Here is a 19190-nt window from a genome sequence, read left to right as displayed (position 1 = left end):
GAGTAGATGAAATTCAGCGATAGGCAGACTGAAATAATTGAAATTGTAAAAGAAAAGGGACCTATTACTGGCGATGACATTGCAGAAATTCTTGGGCTATCAAGGGCTACAATAAGGTCAGACCTTTCAGTTCTCACTATGATTAATATTTTGGGAGCAAGACCAAAATTTGGATATTTCTACACAGGTAAATCCATTTTTTCTCAATTATCCCAAGACCTTAAAAGTTTAAGATTAAAAGACTATATGTCCCTTCCTTTTTCTTGTGACCAAAAGACTTCTGTATATGATGTAGTCGTGGACCTTTTTATGGAAGATCTATCTTCTATGTTTATAACAGAAGATGGTTATCTTGCAGGAATTGTGTCTAGAAAGGATTTAATTAGATTTATGATAGGGGATGCGGATATAAAAAAGACCCCTGTCAGTGTAATTATGACAAGGATGCCCAATGTCTTTTATGTAAACATTGAAGATAGTGTCTATAAGGCTGCCAATTTAATTGTGACAAAGGGTATTGACTCCCTTCCTGTTGTTAAAGTAAAAAATGAAAAGGATCTAGAAGTTGTAGGCAGATTTACAAAAACCAATGTTACAAGGCTTTTTGTAGATGTATGTGACCAAGAGATTGTATAGGAGGAGAAATGAATAAAGACGATAATCAACTCACTATTTTTGTAATTTCTGATTCTATTGGAGAAACTGGAGAATTAATTGCAAAATCATCTGCAAGACAATTTGAAAAAGAGAATTATGAAATTATTAGATATCCTTATCACAATAGTATTGAGCAAATAAAGCCAGTTCTTGAAAAGGCATCTGAAATTAAAAATAGTCTTATAGTTTATACAAATGTTGTTAAAGAAACTAGGGATTTTATTGAAGAGAAAACTCACGAGTTAAAGCTTCACACAGTTGATGTTATGGGTGAACCGCTTCTTCAAATACAAGATATTCTAGGTTACGAACCTTTAAGAGAGCCTGGACTTATAAGGAGACTTGATGAAAATTATTTCAAAAAAGTTGAATGTGTTGAGTTTGCAGTTAAGTACGACGATGGCAAGGATCCTCGTGGTGCAAAAAAAGCCGACATCTGTTTAGTTGGAATTTCAAGAACATCGAAGACACCTCTATCAATGTATCTTGCAAATAAATTATACAAAGTTGCCAATATTCCTCTAGTACCAGAAGTTCCTGTTCCTAGGGAAGTATATGAAAAAGATGTAGACAAGATTATAGGGCTTACAGCAAATCCAGAAAAGATTATTTCTGTAAGAGAACAAAGACTGAAATCTCTTGGACTTACTTCTGGAGCAAAGTATGCAAACTACGATAGGATAAGAGAAGAGTTAAATTATTCAAAACAAGTTATGGAAGAACTTGGCTGTTTTGTTATTGACGTATCTGATAAAGCAATAGAAGAAACTGCAGAAATTATTATTAACCACATGGAATCCAGGAAGTGATTAGATGAATCTTCGAGTTGAGAGAGAAAAACTTGAACATAAAATGTTTTTTGAATATGCCACTTTTGCAGATTCATGCTTGGGGAGAAAAAAAGAAGAAGAAAAATGTAATATTAGGACTGAATTTCAAAGAGATAGGGATAGGATAATCCACTCAAAGAGTTTTAGAAGACTAAAACATAAGACTCAGGTCTTTATTTCTCCTGAAGGAGACCATTTTAGGACGAGACTCACTCACACTCTAGAAGTTAGTCAAATAGGAAGGACAATAGCAAGAGCTCTTAGGCTAAATGAAGACTTAGTAGAAGCTATTGCTCTTGGCCATGACCTAGGACACACTCCCTTTGGTCACTCTGGTGAGGCAGTTTTAAATGAATTAAAGTCTACTGGTTTTATTCATGGAGAACAGTCCTTAAAAGTTGTAGACTTTTTGGAAAGATCTGATAAAAGAATTGGATTGAATTTAACAGAGGAAGTTCGTGATGGAATTCTAAATCACTCAGGTAGTGGGAAGGCAAAAACTCTTGAGGGTAAAATTATAAAATTTGCTGATAGGATTGCCTATATAAATCATGATATTGACGATGCTATAAGGGCAGGTATTATTTCTGAAGCTTCATTACCTAAGGAATTGACAAATGTTCTTGGCAATACCTCTTCACAAAGAATAAATAAAATGATTAATGCCTTAGTGGAAAACTCTTATGGAAAACCAATTGTTGAAATGGAAGAGGAAGTTTATCAAGCCACAATGGAGCTTAGACAATATATGTTTAAGAACGTTTATATGGATCCTGTGGTTAAAAGTGAAGAGATAAAAATTAAGAGGTTACTAACAGAGCTTTATAATTTTTATATGGAGGACTTAAGTAGAATTCCAGAAAATCATTTAAGTCTTTATGATGATAGAAATCACAGTGACGAAGATATAGTGTCAGATTATATTGCAGGTATGACTGATACCTATGCTAAAAAACAGCTAAAAAATATTTTTATACCGAAGGGATGGAGCATTTAATTGTATGTAATAAATGACAATGTTCTTGATGAGATTAGAGATAGGGCAGATATTGTTGATTTAATTGGAGAATATGTTGATCTCAAAAGGTCTGGATCCAATTATATGGGACTCTGCCCTTTTCATTCTGAGAAAACTCCTTCTTTTTCTGTTTCCCCTTCCAAATCAATTTTTAAATGTTTTGGATGTGGAGTAGGTGGAGATGTAATTACCTTTGTAATGAAAAGAGAAAATCTTAGCTTTCCAGAGGCTGTAGAATTTCTAGCAGATAAGTACAATGTTAGGCTAGAAGTTTATAAGGATGAAAACAAAGAAGCTCGCGAAAAAAGAAATAGATTGTATGAAATTAATAGGGAAGCCGGTCTTCATTTTTTAAAAAATTATGAAGCATCACAAAAAACGCAATTATATTTAAAAAATAGGATGCTAAGTGATAAGACTATAAGGTCATATGGAATTGGTTACTCAAAGGATTCATGGACAGATCTCTACGATCACTTGACAAAAATGGGTTACAGGGAAGATGAGCTTCTAGAACTCAATTTAATTTCAAAGAGTAAAAATGGTAATTATATAGATAGATTTCGCGACAGGGTTATGTTTCCAATTATAAATAGGAATAATAGAATAATAGGCTTTGGAGCAAGAGCCTTTGGAGATGAAAAACCAAAGTACTTAAACTCAAGAGAAACTCCAATATTTCATAAGGGAAGTAATGTTTTTAATATAAATATTATCTCAAGAGAATCCACTCGAGAAAGAATAATCTTGGTAGAAGGCTATATGGATGTTATTTCTCTCTACAATAGTGGTATAAATTATAGTGTAGCAAGCCTTGGCACTTCACTTACTATAGACCAGGCAAATATTATTAAGAAAATGGCAAAGGATATTTACATTTGCTATGATAGTGATAGTGCAGGTATCAATGCAACTTCAAGAGCCATAGATATATTTTTACAGGCCGCTGTAAAACCAAAAATAATAGAACTCGAGGGAGGTCTTGATCCCGATGATTTTATTAAAAAATATGGAATAGAAGGCTTCGAAAATAAAATCAAATCTGCCATATCTTATATTGAATTTAAAATAAAAAAGCTTAAAGAGAACTTTAATTTAGAAGATAGTGAAGGTCTTAGCAATTTTACCATTGATTCGGCTAAGATTCTTTCAAGTATTAAAAATCCTATAGAAAGAGATATTTTTGTAAAAGACTTTTCGAGAAAATACAATATTTCCTATACAGCAATTGAAAATTACATTAATTATTTAAATAGAAATAAGCTAAAGGAAGCGAATAGGGAAAAATTTAAGGTAAAGAAAAATACAAATGTTGTGAAATCTAACAAGGCTAGAGCACAAGAGGAATTATTATCTTATTCTTTACTGGACAATGATATTTACAAGTATATCAAGAATAAAATTGAGGTTTTTTATTTTACTAATGCAATGACAAGGGCAGTATTTGAAGAGATACCTAGGCTTTATGAAGAAGAGATGGAAGTAAGGGACTTTCTATCACTTCTAGAGTCCAACAGACTAATAGATAAAGAATTCGTGGAAAACATACTTAGTATTATTAATGACATTCATGTTAACGATAAGATAGTTGATGAATTGATAAACACTATAGAGGGAAATTATCTCCGAGATCGAAAAAACAAAATCCTCGAAAATATCGAAAAACTTCAAGGTGAAGAGAATAAAAATCTTCTTCTCGAGGCTTTAAAAGAATTACAAGAAATTAATTTAAAGCTAAACGAGTTGAAAGAGGAGGGCAATTATGAGTGAAAATTTAAAAAACAAAGAATCAATTGAGGAAATAAAGGACCAGCTTTTAAAGGATGGAAAAAAAGATGGAAAACTTACCTATGAAGAAATAGGTGATGCCTTCGAAAAATATGAAATTGATTCTGATGATATAGATGAATTATACAAGGTCTTCGAAAAAGAAGGAATAAACTTAGTTGATAAAAAAGATTCAAAAGATGATGACGATGAAGTAGATGTTACTAAAGAGGATTTATCAGTTCCTAAGGGTGTTACAGTAGACGACCCTGTAAGGATGTATCTTAAAGAAATTGGAAAAATTTCCCTTCTAACTGCTGAGGAAGAAGTTGAAATAGCAAAAAGAATGGAAGAAGGCGACGAACTGGCTAAGAAAGAGCTTGCCGAAGCCAATTTAAGACTTGTAGTATCTATTGCTAAGAGATATGTGGGTAGAGGCATGAGCTTCTTAGACCTAATTCAAGAAGGAAACCTAGGACTTATGAAGGCAGTAGATAAATTTGATTACACAAAGGGCTTTAAGTTTTCAACTTACGCTACTTGGTGGATAAGACAAGCTATTACAAGAGCTATAGCTGACCAAGCAAGGACTATTAGGATTCCAGTCCATATGGTAGAAACTATAAATAAACTTGTGCGAGTTCAAAGACAATTAGTACAAGACCTTGGACGTGATCCTCTTCCTGAAGAAATTGCAGCTGAAATGAATTTAGATGTTGAAAGAGTTCGTGAAATTCAAAAGATTGCTCAAGAACCAGTTTCACTTGAAACTCCAATCGGTGAAGAAGAAGATTCTCATTTGGGAGACTTTATACCAGATGATGAAATTCTTTCGCCACAAGATGCTGCTACCTTTACACTTTTAAAGGAACAACTTAACACAGTTCTTGAAACCTTAACTGAGAGAGAAAAGAAGGTTCTGACACTTAGGTTTGGACTTGATGATGGTAGGGCTAGAACACTTGAAGAAGTTGGTAAGGAATTCGACGTTACTCGTGAAAGAATTAGACAGATTGAGGCCAAGGCTCTTAGAAAGCTTCGTCATCCATCTAGGTCAAAGAAATTAAAGGATTATTTAGAATGATAAAATTATCAAAGAGGCTTAATAAAATTGCAGAACTTGTTGATTTTGGAGCTTCGGTAATTGATGTGGGCACAGATCATGGATATGTGCCCAATTTTTTATGCGAAAATAAAATCTCAAGTAACATTATTGCAACAGATATCTCAAAAAATTCTCTTGAAAAATCTATAGAGCTCACAAGAGAATTGGGGAACGAGAATGAAATTAGAAATATTTTAGCAAATGGAATTGTAAATGAAGATAGGGACAATATAATTATTGCAGGTCTTGGAGGAATTCAAATTGCAGAAATAATTGCTAATTCAATTGACATTGCGAAGTCTTCAAGAAAACTAATTTTGCAACCCATGCAAAAGACTAATATCTTGCGTCGTGAATTAAATAATATGGGTTTTGAAATTTTTGATGAAGAAATAATCTATGAAGATGATCGATACTTTGAAATAATTCTTGCTAAATTTTCAAATTATAAAAATAAGAGATTAGAAGAAGAGGACTTTTATTTTTCAAAAAAATTAATTGAGAAAAAAGATGAGACTTATCTGGCATATCTAAAAGAAAAAAAAGATTATTTAACTACTATCATAAGAAGCTTTGATCCAGGTAGTCCAAGGTCAAAAAAGAGAAGTCAAGAATTAAATAGTTTACTAGATAAAGTGGAGGAGGCAATAAATGAAATATCCAGTTGAAGAAATTAAAAGTTTTATGGAATCTTGGGCAAAAGATGAATACCAACTTTCTTGGGACAACTCTGGTAGTCAAGTAGAATTTAAAGAAAACACTGACTCTGTAGTCCTTGCCATGGATGTAACTGATAAAGTTATAGATAAGGCTTTAGAGATGGATGCAAAACTAATTATAAGCCACCATCCAATGTTTTTTTCTGGCTCAAAAAATATAATTGAAGGAACCTATCTTGGCGACAACATAATAAAACTTATAAAGAATAATATTTCCGTTTTTTCTTATCATACTTCAATGGACGTAGCAGATGATGGAGTCAATGACACCCTATTCGAAAAATTAGATTTAAAGAATAAGTCTACATTAACCTATGAAGAAGAAAAACCCATGGGACTTATTGGAGAATTTGAGAGAGAATTGACGCTTACAGATTTAGATAAATTATTAAAAGAGAAACTTCAAGTTTGTAAAATTAAGTATTATGGAAGAGAAGATAGAAATATTAAAAAAGTTGCAATCCTTGGGGGAACTGGATCAGACTTTATTAGCCAAGCTAAAGAGGTAGGAGTAGATGCTTATATAACTTCTGATATAAAGTATCACGACGGGCAAAGAGCCTATGAAGATGATTTAATCTTAGTTGATGTGGGACATTTTTGTTCAGAGAGAATAATTCTTCCGAAAATTAAGAAGAAACTTCAAGAAAACTTTATGGACTTAGATTTTTATATTCAAGAGTCATCAAGCTTTGAGCTTGATATTTAAGCTTCTAAGTGGTAAGATTATCTAGTAAGTAAATTGGTCAACTGCACATATGTGAGGAAAGTCCGCGCTCCACAGAGCAAGGATGCTGGCTAACGGCCAGTGGGGGTGACCCCAAGGCTAGTGCAACAGAAATATACCGCCCTAGGGTAAGGTTGGAAAGGCGAGGTAAGAGCTCACCAGGTCATTAGTGATAATGATGCTATGTAAACCCCATTCGGAGCAAAACCAAATAGGAATAACAGATGTTGCTCGCATCTGCCGGTAGGTAGGTTGCTAGAAATTATAGGTAACTATAATTCAAGATTGATAGTTGACAAAACAGAACGCGGCTTATAGATTTGCTTACTACATACAAATAAATATTAATTCAAACAAAAGTTACAAAAAAGTTAAAATTATTTTAACAATTTTGTAACTTTTTGTTGTTTTTTTGTAATTACTTTGCTATACTTAAAAAGTAACCAAGATAGTAAGAATAGAATTATTATTAAAATACAGAGTATAGGAGTTGTTAGTATTGGTTTCCTTTAAAAATAAATTGCCACTAGGCCTATTTGCACTTTGCGCAGTTTCAATAGTGGGCATGAAAGATACAGGAGTATTTATTAACGAACATGTACAAAAGACATACAGTGGCAATGAAATAGACTTTTCTATTGGAGAAAAAGTCGAAGTTCTTGAAAGAAAGGGTAATGACTACTTTGTTCAAAAGGGCAAGGCTAAGGTTACTATTCCACAAGATAAATTATTACTTACAGAAGTTAATGTTCCAACATACAAGGTTGTAAAGGCTAGCCCAATTTTAGATGATAATGGTAAAATCATCAGAAGCTTATTCATAGATGAATATGCAATTGGAGTTTCAGCTGATAGCGATAAGGTTAAGATTAAATGTAACGACGGAACTGTTGGTAATGTTGATGTAAAAGCACTTAAAAAGATTGCTGATAAAAGAAATAATGTAACTAATGTTGAAGTTAAAAACAAAACAGTAGCTACTAATGAAAATGGGAAAAAACTAAATTTAAATAAGAGACAAGTTGTAAATGTTGTTGACTTTGTAGAAGGCTTCTTCGTTATTGAAGACAATGGATCTAACTACAATGTACCAGCTAAGGATCTTAACATTGCTTCTGGCATTAAGATAGAAAAAGTTGAAGATAACAAGGACGCAGCAATTGTATCTAATGACGAAAAAGAAATTCAAGAAGCTATAAAGAATAAAGACGCTATAAAAGTTAACTTTGAAACAAAGAAAGTTGCAGGACCAAATGCCTCAATAGCTGCAAAGGTAATTTCTTCTGCAGAGAATAAACTTGGATCTACATATGTTTATGGAGATACTGGTAAAGCTGGATTTGATTGTTCAGGTCTTGTTTATTCAATTTATAATGACGAACTTGGCATTTCAATTCCAAGATCTTCTAGAACACAATCAACTTTTGGAAAGCAAGTAGCTAAGTCTGACTTACAAGAAGGAGATTTAGTATTCTTTAACACAACAGGTAGCGGCGTTAGTCATGTTGGTATTTATGTTGGAGATGGAAAATTCATCCACGCTTCATCAGGACAAGGAAAAGTTATGACTTCTTCTTTATCTGAAGGATACTACCAAGACAGATATGTAAATGCAACACGTGTATTATAATTAAATTTTAAATTAAGAGCCTAAGGGCTCTTTTTTATATAATTTTTTATAGAATATATTTTAAATTTTTGGATCATCTAAAAACTTTTTAATACTTAATTCTAAAATTTAGTATTAAAGTTTAAATATATTTATTTTTTATTCAAATAAAAAAATAAAATTTTACTACTTTTATTGGAATTCAATGGTAAAATGATAAGAGTAATAATTTTAAAAATAAATTTTATAAGGAGGAGAAATGAAAAAAAATAATTTTTTTAATTCTTTAGTTTTTAAACTAATATTAGGAATTATTATAGGAATTTTTGTTGGTAGAATTTCCAACGAAGGCGCGATTGTTGCAATTGATTCAGTTAAAAGAATTATAGGTGATTTAATAGGTTACATAGTACCCCTAATAATTTTGGGATTTATTACTCCAGCTATAGTATCACTAAAGGAAAGTGCTGGTAAGATCTTAAGCGTTACACTTGTAATTTGTTACTTGTCTACAGTTGGAGCAGCTACAATGTCCTTTTTGGCAGGAAAAGCAATTATACCAAAGCTTAATATAGCTTCAAATGTGGGTGGAGGTAACGCAATACCAGAATCCATATTTAAACTATCTATTGACCCTATTATGCCAGTAATGACAGCTCTTGTTACATCAATTTTATTTGGTATAGCGGTAATTGTTACAAACTCTGAAACATGGGAAAAGATGCTTATTGAATTAAATAAGATTGTATTATCAATAGTAAACAATGTGGTTATAAAAATTCTTCCAGTTTATATTGCTACTACTTTTGCAGTTTTATCTTATGAAGGTGTAATTATTTCTGAATTACCAGTATTCCTAAAGATTATATTAATTGTAATTGTGGGACACTTTATTTGGATGACTGTAATGTATTCTCTTGCAGGTTTAATTTCTAAAACTAATCCTAAAGAAGTATTTAAACACTATCTACCAGCTTACTTGACAGCTGTAGGAACTATGTCTTCTGCCGCAACACTTCCAGTTGCAATAGAATGTGCAAGAAAGTCTTCTACACTTGATCCAAAGATAAGGGACTTTGGGATTCCACTATGTTCCAATACTCATCTTTGTGGTTCTGTGCTGACAGAAGTATTCTTCGTAATGACAGTTTCACAAATTTTAACTGGTCAGCTTCCAGAAACTGCTAACATGATTGTATTTATACTTTTGTTAGGAATCTTTGCCATAGCAGCTCCAGGAGTGCCTGGAGGAACAGTTGTAGCATCTCTAGGGCTAATTACATCAGTCTTAGGATTTAACGACACAGGAACAGCTCTTATGCTTTCAATTTTTGCATTGCAAGACAGCTTTGGTACTGCTTGCAACGTAACAACAGATGGGGCAGTTGCATTAATGGTAACAGGTATTTTTGATAAGGTGCCTGGAAGAAATAAAGAAAGTATTGCAAATAAATAAATTTGAGAAATTAAAAACCAGGCTGATTTATAAGCCTGGTTTTTTGATTGAGAAAAAATTTGTTAGCTTATATGAAGAACTAATTAAATAAACTTATTTTCCAGTAAAATTTCAGATAATTTTATGTAAATCAATTGTTGTTACATAAAATTTTTTAAAAAATTACAATAATCTACATAATTTTAGCTTCTAAAAATATATTAAAATATATTTAATTGATAAAAGATATCAAATATATTTTAGGAGGAAGTAAAAATGAAAAAAGTAAATGTAATATACTGGTCAGGAACAGGTAACACAGAAAGAATGGCAGAAGCCCTAGTTAGGGGAGCTGAAGGCGAAGGCGCTGAAGTTAAATTAATTCAAGTTGGATCTGCTACTGAAGATGATGTAAAAGATGTTGATAGGCTAGCATTTGGTTGTCCAGCAATGGGATCTGAAGAATTAGAAGAAACTGAAATGAGACCTTTTATGGATAAAGTAAATCCTCTTCTTTCTGGCAAAAACGTAGTTTTATTCGGTTCATATGAATGGGCAGATGGAGAATGGATGAGACTATGGCAAGAAGAAGTTGAAGGAACTGGTGCAAAACTTCTTGCAGATGGTTTTGCAGCATATGACAACCCAGATCAAGATGCTTTAGAAGAATGTGAAGCTTTAGGAAAGGATCTTGCGAGGTCATAATGTATGACAGGGTTCTAATTGAATTTTTATCTTACATCAATAATTTTAAGGACTTTGATTATATTCTGGCTCTTATTAAGTCAACAGTTGCACCAACTAATAATAATTTAAAGCTAGGGACTATGATGAATCTGAGAAATGCCAAAAGACCCTTAAAAGATTATTGGATGAAGAACAAATTTATATTAAAGGATGCCTTAGGACTTGATTTTTTTGAGTTAAAAGAAGGGGAAGACTCTGTCTTAGTATATTTCTTTAAAAATGAGAGACTTGAAAGGAAACTATCTCAAGTTAAGATTAAAGACTTCTTAAATTCTCATGGTTATGAATCGTGTCTAACTACAGGTGATTATTTAAATTTGTTGAGGGAAAGATTTACTGAAACATGTCCTGATGAAATAGGAATATTTTTAGGTTACCCCCTAAAAGATGTAATAGATTTTAAACATAGGGACAAAAAAGCATGTAAGTGCACTGGCTACTGGAAGTGCTTTAACAATGAAAAATCATCCCTGGAAGCCTTTAAGAGGTTTGATGAAGTAAAGGTTATTGAAATGAAAAATATTTTACAACGCCTTTGATAATATGAAAATTTCCTAATTAATATTAATAATAAAACTCTATACCATATTTCAATCCAAGAGGACTGAGCTAACTAGCTTAGTCCTTTTATAATTTAGAAACTTATAAGTTAGAACTACTTATTAATTATTTATCTAGAATATTCTTTAGATATATTATAAAATTTTAATAGGATTAATAACAAATTTTTATTTCAATATTTAAATAAAAGAGGTGGGTATGGAAGAATTAGTTTTTAAATTTTTAGAAAAAAAAGATATAGATGATATATATGATTTGACTAGTGAAGTCTATGAAGGAATAGAGAATAAAGAAATTTTTTCTCAAGACTCTAAAGAAGAATTGGAAGCCCTAATAGATGGAGGGGGATCCTTTGTTGGTGTTTTTGATGGAGGAAAGCTTGTAGCCTATAGGAGCATAAAGGTGCCAAGTCATGAAGACAATCTAGCTCATGATGTTGATTTCTTTATTGAGCCAGAATCTGTAATTGTCAATGATACAGTTGTAGTATTAAAAGAGTATAGGGGTAGAAACCTACAAAACATAACTAGGGAGAAGCTTGAAGAAAGATATAAGAATTCAAAATTTACTAATAAGATGTCTACTATTTCTCCTAAGAATTACAGGTCCTATAAGAATACCTTAGATTCTGGATATATGCTTGTTTCATTAAAGAAGAAATATCCCGATGAATTTTCAGAAGATGGTTATGACAGATTTATCCTCTTAAAATCTGATGACTTAGACATAAAGATGACGGGTAAGGAGAGGATAATTCACTCAAGTGAGACAGATGAACTTAAAAAAGCTTTCGAAGACAATTTCTTTGGTCTTGCAGTGGATGAGAATGGATATATTCTTTTTAAAGAAGTAGAAATTTCATAATTAAAATATTGGTCAGAAATTATCTGACCTTTTTTATTGGAAATTTTTGCAAAAACAAAAAACCGAGATAAACTCGGTTTTCTTAAAAAAGTGTTACAAATATAAAGTTAATAATGAACCATATCATCTTAAATAGGAGTTCAAAAAGTGTAAAGGATATTGCGTACCAGCCTACAAAGTTTATCTTGGATCTGGCCACAAAATTTTCCTTATAAAGATTTAGTCCTATTAAAAGTGAAAGTCCAATTAAAATTAAGGTTGCAAGTGGCATAGGAGTTAAGGCTTGAAGCATATTGTATTTGAAAAATCCGCCGAAAGGTGAAATTAAAAATCCAACAAATAATACACCCTTACAAATTATCCAGTTAATTAAGGCAAACTTCTTGACCTCCGAATAAGATGTATCAATAGAATCTCTGTCAGTTGCAATATTTAATGGAATATAAAATTCAAAATAATCAAAGACAATTTTTAAAAGTAAAAATGGGATTAAAATCAATTTAAATGATCCGCTTCCAATAAGGAGCATGATGAGATTTAATAAAATACCAAGTCCAATAATAATTTTACTTTCCTTTGAACCAAGGAATCCAATATAGTTCGATAGTCTTCCTGTTAGTTTATCTAAAGAAGATAAAAAATCATCTATTTCTTTTTCAGACTTATGTGAGACTTTAGTTACCTTTTCTGAAATATTATGTTCTAATGATTTTTCAAGATTTGAAGAAACTTTTTCTATATCTTTAACAGGTTTTTCTCCCTTGTCACCAAAGCTGAATAAGTCTTTGAGATTTTTCTTAGTTTTAGATTCTTCTTTAAGTACAGAATTTTTAGAGGTATCTTTGGCTTCTTTACTTTCTTTCTTTGAATTAATCTTTGAAGTTTTGTTTATTTTTTCTTTATGAGCCTTAGACTTTTCTTCTTCAGCTTCTTTTATGGCATTTTCAATATCAATCTTAGGTGTGCTAAGTGTATTTTCAAAGGGCCTGTCAGAATCTTCAATAGATTTACTTATTTCTAAGTTCCTAGTGTCCTCTTTTTTCTTAGTATCATCTCTCAGGTCTACAAAAATTGAATATTCATCGTCATCCTCTTGTATAAAATTATTCCATTTTTCCTTTAAAGAGAATTTTTTAGGAGCATCTTTAGATTTTTCTTCTTCAAAATCTTCTAAAGATTGCTTAATATTTTCTTGAGTAGACTTAGGGACTTCAGATGAAGTATTCTTTATATTCTTTTCATCAAAGTTTGATTTTTTTAACTCTTCTTGAACCCTACGAATTAATTCTTTTTGGCTCATTTTATTAGAAGAATCAGAAGCTTTAAAATCATCTAAAATATTTTCATCAAAGTCTTTTGAATCTATATTTTTGGATTTATCTGTACTCTTTTTTTCTTTTTTATTTAAATTTTTTTTTGAAGTTTCTTCATGTTTTGATTTTGATTTCTTTTCTTTTTCAGCAGCTTTTGCCTGAATATTATTTTTTTCATAATCTTTTATATTTTTAGAAATCTTTCTATCGACTTCAGCAATAATATTTTTAAGTTCATCAGTAGTGTCAATTGCATCTAGAGATCTCGGATTAAAGACTCTCGTATTTTGACTAACTTTTTCCACCTTGTTGGTGTCTCCAAAACTTTGATTTTTATTTGATGTAATATTTATTTTTACGTCTTTTAAGTTGTGGCCACATGAAGCACAAAAGTTGTCATCTTTAGAAACTTGGTTTCCGCATTTTGGACAAAACAATGTAACACCTTCTTTCATAAATTCTATTGAAGTAATTATAACATATTTTTTTACTTAGATTAATCTTTTATATGCTAAATTAGAAGAATACTAAAAGATTTTAAGAAAATTTTATGTAAAAAAAAGAAGCCTCGAAAGGCCTCTTTGTAAGTTAAGCTAAATTATTTTGCTTGTTCTTCTTTAGCGTTATCTTCTTTAGCGTTGTCAGCTTTAGCATTGTTTGCTTTAGCGTTGATTTCTTCTTTAGCTTGTTCTTCTTCAGCTTTTACGTTAGCTTCTGCTTCTTTAGCGTTAGCTTCAACTTTAGCTTTGTTAGCTTCAGCTTGTTCTTCTACTGCAGCATTTTTAGCGTTTGCAGCTTCGTTAGCTTTTTTGTCAGCGCCTTGGCATGCTACCATACCTAGCATTAATACAGAGATCATTCCAACGCTTGCTAATTTCTTTAAATTTTTCATTTTAATAAATCCTCCTAAATTGAAACATACTGTTTCTTTGATTTGTCTATATCTTATACTTGCCATGTGAAAATTATGTGAAGATGATGTTAAATCTTTTGGAAGAGATTTTGAAGTTCTTAATCATAAACATATAAGAAATCATTTTAATTGTTAGAAAATAATTCAATATAAAAGTTTTTCATGTATAATTATTACAAGGTGAGAGAATGTATAAAGCTTTATATAGAAAGTATAGGTCAAAGACCTTTGATGAACTCTACGGCCAAGAAGCAGTAGTAGCTTCACTAAAAAATCAAGTTAAAAACAATGAAATAAGTCACGCATATATTTTTCAAGGGACAAGGGGAACAGGGAAGACATCTGCTGCAAAAATTTTATCACGTGCAGTAAACTGTCTTCATCCAGTAGATGGTAACCCTTGTAATGAATGTGAAAACTGTAAGAGGATATTAAATGAATCTGTCTTAGATGTTGTTGAAATGGATGCAGCCAGCAACAATGGTGTAGATGATATTAGAGACTTAAAGGACAAGGTAATATATCCTCCCCAAGCTCTAAAGTATAAGGTCTACATTATTGACGAGGTTCACATGTTATCAAAAGGTGCTTTTAATGCTCTCCTTAAGATACTAGAAGAACCACCTAGACATTTGATTTTTATATTGGCAACAACAGAAATTGAAAAAATTCCTGCCACAATCTTATCAAGATCTCAAAAATTTAATTTCAAAAGGATTTCTGTAGAAGACATTGAAAGTAATTTAAAGAGAATAACTGAGCTTGAGGGAAAGTCTTGCGATGAAGAAGTCTTTACCTTGATAGCAAAGACTGCTGATGGTGCCATGAGAGATGCCTTATCAGTTTTGGACCAACTTCTTACTAAGAACAAGGACCATATTAAATTAGAAGATGCCATGGAGGTTCTTGGCATATCATCTTCTGACTTATTATTTTCCCTTTCAAAGGCAATGATTGGAAGAAATATGAGTGAGTCTCTTAATGTTATTGATGAAATTTATAGGGAGGGCGTGGACTTTAACACACTTTCCTCGCAAATATTAAGTCACTTTAGAGATATCTTGCTAGTAAAAACTTTGAGGGACCCTAAAAAAATAGTTTACACAACTTATTTAAAGGAATTTCAAAATCTTGCTGGAAGCATAGAGCTGGAAGACCTCTTAGATATTATAGAAATTTTAAAAGAATTGGCTCTTGAGATTAAATATGCAGATAACAAGAGAGTTGTATTTGAAATGAACGCAATTAAAATTTGCAATAGGTCTAGTAAGAATGATCTAGAGGGAAGAATTAAATCATTAGAAGAAAAAATAAATAATTTAGGTAGTGTTGGTCTTAATCAGCCTGCGAATAATCTATTAAATAATTCAGCAAATAAGGTAGAAGATAGTTACGATAATTTTGATGATAATTACTACAATCCAGAAGATTTTTATAAGGCAGAAGTAAGCCAAAACACAAAAAATGTAGGCAAGACTAATGAAGGTAAGCTAAGTGAAAATACAAAAGAAGCTAGTAGGCCAACAATTGAAAATTCAAAGCAATCTGCTATAATTGAAAATGATGAGGCTAAAAATATTATTAAGGAAGATAAAACTATTAATGAGATAAGCCTTGATAGAATAAATGCTGATTGGGACAAGATTATAAATGAACTTGTTTCAAGGGGTTTTAAGGGTTTTGCTGGCTTTGTTGGTCATGCTAAACCAGAAAGTCTTCATGATAATATTTTAGAATTAGTATTTGAAGAAAAAGATAGCTTGTTTTATGATTACTGCATCATGCCTGATAATAAAAATATTTTGCCCGAACTATTAAACAATATTTATGGCACAAATATTGATATCAGGATGAAATTACAAAAGCCTGGCATAGATAGGCTAGAAGAAATTTTTGGTAAAAATAATATAGAAGATATTTAGGAGGAAACATGGCTAGAGGTGGATTTAACGGCTTCCCTGGTGGAGGCGGAAGAAATAATATGATGAAGCAAATTGAAAAGCTTCAAAAACAAATGGAAGAAATGCAAGAAAATTTAGCAAATGAAGAAATTACTGCCACTGCAGGTGGCGGAGCAGTTTCTGCTACTGTAAATGGTAATAAGGAACTTATTTCTATTAAGCTAGATAAGGATGCAGTAGATCCTGACGATGTTGAAATGCTTGAAGACCTAATTGTTGCTGCAGTTAATGAAGCATTGAGAAATGCTGATAGCAAGATGAGCTCTCAAATGGGTAAATTCACAGGCGGATTAAACATACCGGGGCTATAATATGACTAAAGAAATAGGACCTATTGAAGACCTAATCAAAAGATTAAATCGTCTACCGGGAATTGGTTCTAAAACTGCTCAAAGGTTAGCCTACTATATAATTGGACTTGATGAAACTGAAGTTAGGGACTTAGCAGAAGCCTTAATTTCTGCAAAGAACAATACTGTTGAATGTTCAATTTGTATGAATTATGCCGACAGCGATCCTTGCGAAATTTGCTCCAACAAAAATAGGGATGATTCAATAATTTGTGTTGTAGAGAGTCCCAAAGATGTTGATGCAATGGAAAGATCTCTAAGTTTTCGTGGCAAGTATCATGTGCTTCATGGAGTTATTTCACCCTTAAAGGGCAAGACTCCAGAAGACGTTACTATAAAGGAATTAATCAAGAGGATTGAAGAAGGAGACATAAAGGAAGTAATAGTTGCAACTAATCCAACTGTAGATGGAGATGCAACAGCTAGGTATATTAAAAATATCTTAGAAGATTACGATATTATTGTCTCAAGAATAGGCTATGGCCTTCCAGTAGGTGGCGACCTTGAGTATTATGATGAGATAACAATTCAAACGGCAATGGAAAACAGAAGAAGACTAGATTAATTTTGGGACTTGGTCCCAAATTTTTTCTTTATTCACCTTTAAGAGGGGGAAAAATTTGTCAAATAAAAATAATGATTTTAAAAAATATATTCCTACAATAATTTACGTAATCTTGGCAATTGTAATTTTTTACACAGTTGCCATAGTACTATTGCCAAGATTAAATAAGGACTCAGAAATAAAAGAAATTGATTATGTGTCCTTTGTAAACATGGTAAATGGGAATCAAGTAAAAAAGGCAGAGGTAAGAGATAGAACAATTGCCTTTGAAGTTGAAAAAGATGGAAAGAAAATTAAATATGAAACTAATAGGATGTATGATCCTAATTTAGTTGATAGACTAGTTAATAAAAATGTAAAGTCAGCCCAAGTTTATAAGCCAGAGATGAATCCGGTTTTATCCTTTATCATCTCGACAGTTGCAACTTTTGCAATAATTATTGCTTTTTGGCTCATCCTTTCCAAATTTATTTTCAAAAAAATGGGTGATGTTGGCCCAATGAATTTTGGTAAGAGTGGTGCAAAAATTTATGTTGAATCAACTGATGGCATAAAGTTTGATAATGTTGCAGGACAAGATGAAGCAAAAGAAGCTTTATCAGAACTTGTAGACTTCTTGCACAATCCAAAGAAGTACACAGAAATTGGTGCAAAACTTCCAAAGGGAGCCCTACTTGTGGGACCTCCAGGGACTGGTAAAACTCTTCTAGCTAAGGCTGTTGCCAGTGAAGCAGAAGTACCTTTTTTCTCTATATCAGGTTCTGCATTTGTAGAAATGTTTGTTGGGCTTGGTGCTGCTAAGGTAAGAGACTTATTTAAGCAAGCAGTGGAGAAAGCTCCTTGTATTATATTTATAGATGAAATTGATACAATTGGAAAGAAGAGGGATGGTTCAGGTTTTTCTGGAAACGATGAGAGAGAACAAACTCTAAATCAACTTCTTTCAGAAATGGATGGCTTTGATGCAAAGGCTGGAGTTGTAATTTTAGCTGCAACTAATAGGCCAGATTCCTTAGATCCAGCCCTACTAAGACCAGGAAGATTTGACAGGAGAATCCCTGTTGAATTACCTGATTTAAAGGGTAGGGTTGAAATTTTAAAGGTTCATGTCAAAGACATTAAAAAAGAAGAAAACATTGATTATGAAAAAATTGGAAGAGCAACTGCTGGTGCAAGTGGGGCAGACCTTGCCAACATGGTAAATGAAGCAGCTCTTCGTGCAGTTCGACAAGGCAGAGACAAGATGAGTGAAAGAGATCTTGAGGAATCTGTTGAAGTTGTCCTAGCTGGTTATGAAAAGAAAAATGCAGTTATATCTCCTCGTGAAAAGAGGATTATAGCCTACCACGAAGTTGGTCATGCTCTTGTAGCTGCAAAGCAAAAGAATTCAGCGCCAGTTCACAAGATAACAATTATTCCTAGGACTTCAGGAGCTCTCGGTTACACAATGCAAGTCGATGAAGAGGAAAAATTCCTTATGACTAAGGAAGATGCCATTAATAACATTGTAACCCTAACTGGGGGAAGATCAGCAGAGGAGTTAATCTTTAATATAAGAACAAGTGGAGCTTCCAATGATATTGAAAAGGCAACAAAAATTGCCAAGGCCATGGTGACAAGATTTGGTATGACAGATGAATTTGGTTTCGTAGCACTTGAGTCAATGACTAATGCCTATCTTGGGGGAGATACATCTCTTCAATGTTCTCCACAAACTCAATATGAAATAGATGCAGCTGTTCAAAAAATTATTGATAACGCCCACGATGAAGCAAGAAAAATCTTAAGAGAAAATATAAGAGCTCTTCATGCTATTTCAGAATACCTACTTCGTCAAGAAACTATAACTGGCGAAGAGTTTATGGATATTCTAAAAAAATATGAAGAAGAGGAAAAACTTCCTCAAGAAGATAAGAATGAAACAAAAGAAGAAGCCAGTGAGGAATCTTCAATAAATTAGATAATTAATTATAAATTAAACTACAATTTAAATTATGACTTTATAGGAAATTAATATCAAATAAAGCTAAAAGACTTTTCTAATTTAGA

Annotated in this window: 18 protein-coding genes and 1 other RNA gene; 17 read left to right on the top strand and 2 right to left on the bottom strand. The window is 32.2% G+C overall.

Going from position 1 to position 19190, the window contains the following annotated elements:
• The first annotated feature begins 6 nt into the window (after positions 1 to 6).
• The 13 genes from ccpN to M9426_RS00635 all read left to right on the top strand — a co-directional run bounded on the left by ccpN (position 7) and on the right by M9426_RS00635 (position 12039).
• The gene (gene ccpN / locus M9426_RS00695) at positions 7 to 636 is read left to right on the top strand and encodes a transcriptional regulator CcpN (protein ID WP_195444153.1); all 630 of its coding nucleotides are present in this window, start codon (positions 7 to 9) and stop codon (positions 634 to 636) included.
• 8 nt (positions 637 to 644) lie between these two features.
• Positions 645 to 1466, top strand: coding sequence for a pyruvate, water dikinase regulatory protein (locus M9426_RS00690; protein WP_005957583.1), 822 nt, complete (start codon positions 645 to 647; stop codon positions 1464 to 1466).
• A 4-nt stretch (positions 1467 to 1470) separates the two neighbouring features.
• Positions 1471 to 2484 (top strand): deoxyguanosinetriphosphate triphosphohydrolase, encoded by a 1014-nt coding sequence (locus M9426_RS00685; protein WP_250342137.1) that lies wholly within the window; start codon positions 1471 to 1473, stop codon positions 2482 to 2484.
• A complete protein-coding gene (gene dnaG / locus M9426_RS00680; RefSeq protein ID WP_250342136.1) occupies positions 2485 to 4275 on the top strand; it encodes a DNA primase in 1791 nt (596 codons plus the stop codon). It begins immediately after the preceding gene.
• Positions 4268 to 5356, top strand: a complete 1089-nt coding sequence (rpoD, locus tag M9426_RS00675; RefSeq protein ID WP_060800312.1) for an RNA polymerase sigma factor RpoD — start codon at positions 4268 to 4270, stop codon at positions 5354 to 5356. The genes dnaG and rpoD overlap by 8 nt, the downstream gene beginning before the upstream one ends.
• Positions 5353 to 6045, top strand: coding sequence for a tRNA (adenine(22)-N(1))-methyltransferase (locus M9426_RS00670; RefSeq protein WP_250342135.1), 693 nt, complete (start codon positions 5353 to 5355; stop codon positions 6043 to 6045). The genes rpoD and M9426_RS00670 overlap by 4 nt, the downstream gene beginning before the upstream one ends.
• Positions 6029 to 6805, top strand: a complete 777-nt coding sequence (locus tag M9426_RS00665; RefSeq protein WP_250342134.1) for a Nif3-like dinuclear metal center hexameric protein — start codon at positions 6029 to 6031, stop codon at positions 6803 to 6805. The genes M9426_RS00670 and M9426_RS00665 overlap by 17 nt, the downstream gene beginning before the upstream one ends.
• 25 nt (positions 6806 to 6830) lie before the next feature.
• Positions 6831 to 7154: RNase P RNA component class A (gene rnpB / locus M9426_RS00660), an RNA gene on the top strand.
• Between the two features lie 168 nt (positions 7155 to 7322).
• Positions 7323 to 8453, top strand: a complete 1131-nt coding sequence (locus M9426_RS00655; RefSeq protein WP_250342133.1) for a C40 family peptidase — start codon at positions 7323 to 7325, stop codon at positions 8451 to 8453.
• A 238-nt stretch (positions 8454 to 8691) separates the two neighbouring features.
• Entirely contained in the window at positions 8692 to 9888 is a 1197-nt protein-coding gene (locus tag M9426_RS00650) for a dicarboxylate/amino acid:cation symporter (protein ID WP_250342132.1), read from the top strand.
• Positions 9889 to 10143: 255 nt separating this feature from the next.
• Positions 10144 to 10572 carry a flavodoxin gene (locus tag M9426_RS00645; RefSeq protein WP_005957640.1) on the top strand — a complete coding sequence of 143 codons (429 nt, stop codon included), beginning with the start codon at positions 10144 to 10146 and terminating at the stop codon, positions 10570 to 10572.
• Positions 10572 to 11153 carry a DUF3793 family protein gene (locus tag M9426_RS00640; RefSeq protein ID WP_250342131.1) on the top strand — a complete coding sequence of 194 codons (582 nt, stop codon included), beginning with the start codon at positions 10572 to 10574 and terminating at the stop codon, positions 11151 to 11153. Before M9426_RS00645 ends, M9426_RS00640 begins: the two co-directional genes overlap by 1 nt.
• Before the next feature lie 220 nt (positions 11154 to 11373).
• Positions 11374 to 12039: a GNAT family protein gene (locus M9426_RS00635; RefSeq protein ID WP_005957612.1), complete on the top strand. Its 666-nt coding sequence runs from the start codon at positions 11374 to 11376 to the stop codon at positions 12037 to 12039.
• Positions 12040 to 12121: 82 nt separating this feature from the next.
• Here M9426_RS00635 and M9426_RS00630 read toward each other — a convergent pair whose 3' ends face one another.
• Positions 12122 to 13789, bottom strand: coding sequence for a zinc ribbon domain-containing protein (locus M9426_RS00630; protein ID WP_250342130.1), 1668 nt, complete (start codon positions 13787 to 13789; stop codon positions 12122 to 12124).
• A 161-nt stretch (positions 13790 to 13950) separates the two neighbouring features.
• A complete protein-coding gene (locus M9426_RS00625; protein WP_005957691.1) occupies positions 13951 to 14244 on the bottom strand; it encodes a hypothetical protein in 294 nt (97 codons plus the stop codon).
• Positions 14245 to 14453: 209 nt separating this feature from the next.
• Here M9426_RS00625 and dnaX point away from each other — a divergent pair, with 209 nt between their 5' ends.
• Genes dnaX through ftsH form a run of 4 tightly spaced genes read left to right on the top strand, consistent with a single transcriptional unit; the run spans position 14454 to position 19101 of the window.
• Positions 14454 to 16187, top strand: coding sequence for a DNA polymerase III subunit gamma/tau (gene dnaX / locus M9426_RS00620; RefSeq protein ID WP_250342129.1), 1734 nt, complete (start codon positions 14454 to 14456; stop codon positions 16185 to 16187).
• Positions 16188 to 16195: 8 nt separating this feature from the next.
• The gene (locus M9426_RS00615; RefSeq protein WP_062571533.1) at positions 16196 to 16537 is read left to right on the top strand and encodes a YbaB/EbfC family nucleoid-associated protein; all 342 of its coding nucleotides are present in this window, start codon (positions 16196 to 16198) and stop codon (positions 16535 to 16537) included.
• Position 16538: 1 nt separating this feature from the next.
• Entirely contained in the window at positions 16539 to 17141 is a 603-nt protein-coding gene (gene recR / locus M9426_RS00610) for a recombination mediator RecR (RefSeq protein WP_195444178.1), read from the top strand.
• Positions 17142 to 17196: 55 nt separating this feature from the next.
• A complete protein-coding gene (gene ftsH / locus M9426_RS00605; protein WP_250342128.1) occupies positions 17197 to 19101 on the top strand; it encodes an ATP-dependent zinc metalloprotease FtsH in 1905 nt (634 codons plus the stop codon).
• The last annotated feature ends 89 nt before the right edge of the window (positions 19102 to 19190 follow it).

The organism is Peptoniphilus genitalis, assembly GCF_023614525.1.
Lineage (GTDB): Bacteria > Bacillota > Clostridia > Tissierellales > Peptoniphilaceae > Peptoniphilus_A > Peptoniphilus_A genitalis.
The sequence above is the reverse complement of the archived record's forward strand: the minus strand, read 5'-3'. Positions and strand labels throughout refer to the sequence as shown.